The following is a 1,966-nucleotide window of genomic DNA, read 5'->3' on the forward strand; positions in this document are numbered from 1 at the left end:
CGCCCTGTACGGCGCCCTGGCCGATCTCGACCCCGGGCAGGTGACGGTGCTCGACGAGCTGCGCGCGGTGGTGGACGGGGGGGGGGGGGGGGGGGGGGGGGGGGGGGGGGGGGGGGGGGGGGGGGGGGGGGGGGGGGGGGGGGGGGGGGGGGGGGGGGGGGGGGGGGGGGGGGGGGGGGGGGGGGGGGGGGGGGGGGGGGGGGGGGGGGGGGGGGGGGGGGGGGCGCCCTGTACGGCGCCCTGGCCGATCTCGACCCCGAGCAGGTGACGCTCCCCGACGAGCTGCGCGCGGTGGTGGACGGCGAGGTCGTGGTGGTCGACGCGGCGGACGCCACCGGCTTCGGTGACGAGCAGGTGCTGCGGGCGCTCGGCGTCGACGAACGGGTGGTCCGAGTCGAGCGCGACGGATGGATTCCGCGGGCCGCCCGCTCACCCGAGCGCGTTCCGGAGTGGATGGCCCGCAAACGGCGGCAGCTCGCCGACCCGCAGCTCGTCGACTTTTACCTCACCATGAGCAGAGCTCTCGACAGCGCCGACAGCGCCGACGCGCATCCGCAGCTGGCCGAACTCGCCGATGAGCTGGCCGACTACATCACGCGGATAGCCGACGAAGAAGGCGAGTTCTACGTCGACGACACCGGCCTTGAGTCATCCTTCGCGGAGCTGCTGGACACGCATGTGTTCGAGTCGCTGCCGCCGAGCCGTCGGCTGGTGGAGCTGCTGAGGAAGCGGGGCTGGACCGGCTGGACCAAGCTCGCGCGACACCGTCACGGACCCGGATGAGCCGTGCAGGCCGACCGCATCACCGGCCTCCGCGTCACCCGCGACCCTGCGCGGCCTCCTGTCCAAGCCCCTGGCGGATCGCGATCTCGACGGGGGAGTACGCGCCGTCGGGCCGCTGGAGTTCGTACGGTGCCGCGGGCATCAGCGGGGGCTGGGCCATGAAGCGCGGCCGCACCCCGTGGTGGGGTTGGGCCGCGTGCACCAGGAACGGGTGGCACAGGTACACATCACCTGGTGCCCCGGTGGCGAGGGCGAGTGGCCGGTGGTCGGAGGCGGCCACCAGATCGGGGGCGAGGGTCAGCCCACTCGCGCCGTCCTCCCCGTACTTCTCCAGCACCTTGGGCACGTCGAGGTGGGAGCCGACCCGGATGCGGGTCGGGGCGTCCGCCTCGCCGACCTCGCTAAACAGGAACAGCATCAGAAGGGCCCGGCCCCGGGAGCGGAGATTGGTGAAGTACCAGCTCTCGCCGTCCGGCAGGTAGCTGCCCTCGATGTGCCAGCCGGAGTCGTCCGGTTCCTGCTCGTGCGGGAAGCGCAGCGGGAACGTACCCAGTGAATAGCGCGGCTCCCAGCGGCCCGCGCCGACGAGCAGGTCGTACGCGTGGTGCAGGAAGGGGGAGTTGGGTGCGGCGGCGAACGGCCCCTGTGCCATGCCGCCCACCCAGTGCACGGGCCGCGTCCACGTCGACGGGTCGTCCGGGTCACAGCCCGTCTCCCGCCACAGCAGCCGCGCGCAGTCCGCGGCCACGCGCGGCGCGACGGCCCCCTCCAGCTTCACGAAGCCGTCGGTGAGAAATCGGGATACCAAGGTCGCGTCGTCCATGCCCCCATCGTGCGGCGGGACCGGCCCGGATCACCCGACACTTCCCGCACCGACTCTGTCGGGTACGTCAGACGGTGATGACCAGCTTGCCGCGAGGGTGGCCCTGCCTCAGGTGGCGGAGGGCCGCGGGCGCCTCCGCCAGGGGGTAGGCGCGGTCTATGACCGGAGTGATCTCGTTCCTCTCCGCGAGGTTCCGCAGGGTCAGGAGGTCCTCGCGGCGGGGGAGGGAGACGAGGTTGCGGAGGTTCTGGGCGATGAAGGGGGAGAGCAGGACCGCGCGGAGGCCACGGCTCATGCCGCCGAGGAAGCCGCTGCCCCCTTCGCCGCCGACGATGACGAGAGTGCCGCGTGGTGTGAGGG

3 protein-coding genes are annotated in these 1,966 nt (G+C 73.6%); 1 reads left to right on the plus strand and 2 read right to left on the minus strand.

What is annotated here, in order from left to right; translation table 11 throughout:
- Positions 1–264: 264 nt before the first annotated feature.
- Positions 265–783, plus strand: a complete 519-nt coding sequence (locus tag AB8Z36_RS39335; protein WP_369218156.1) for a hypothetical protein — start codon at positions 265–267, stop codon at positions 781–783.
- Between the two features lie 34 nt (positions 784–817).
- On the opposite strand, the gene AB8Z36_RS39340 is transcribed toward AB8Z36_RS39335, so the two are convergent.
- Positions 818–1,606, minus strand: a complete 789-nt coding sequence (locus AB8Z36_RS39340; protein ID WP_369218157.1) for a phytanoyl-CoA dioxygenase family protein — start codon at positions 1,604–1,606, stop codon at positions 818–820.
- A 67-nt stretch (positions 1,607–1,673) separates the two neighbouring features.
- A partial coding sequence (locus AB8Z36_RS39345) for a zinc-binding dehydrogenase (RefSeq protein ID WP_369218158.1) occupies positions 1,674–1,966 on the minus strand: 293 nt, incomplete at its 5' end.

The sequence above is a fragment of the Streptomyces flavofungini genome (assembly GCF_041028215.1).
Taxonomy (GTDB): Bacteria; Actinomycetota; Actinomycetes; order Streptomycetales; family Streptomycetaceae; genus Streptomyces; species Streptomyces flavofungini_B.

What these genes read in the sequence shown, in the direction of transcription:
- AB8Z36_RS39340 (WP_369218157.1), bottom strand. Translation starts at nt 1,606, where the DNA reads ATGGACGACGCGACCTTGGTATCCCGATTTCTCACCGACGGCTTCGTG.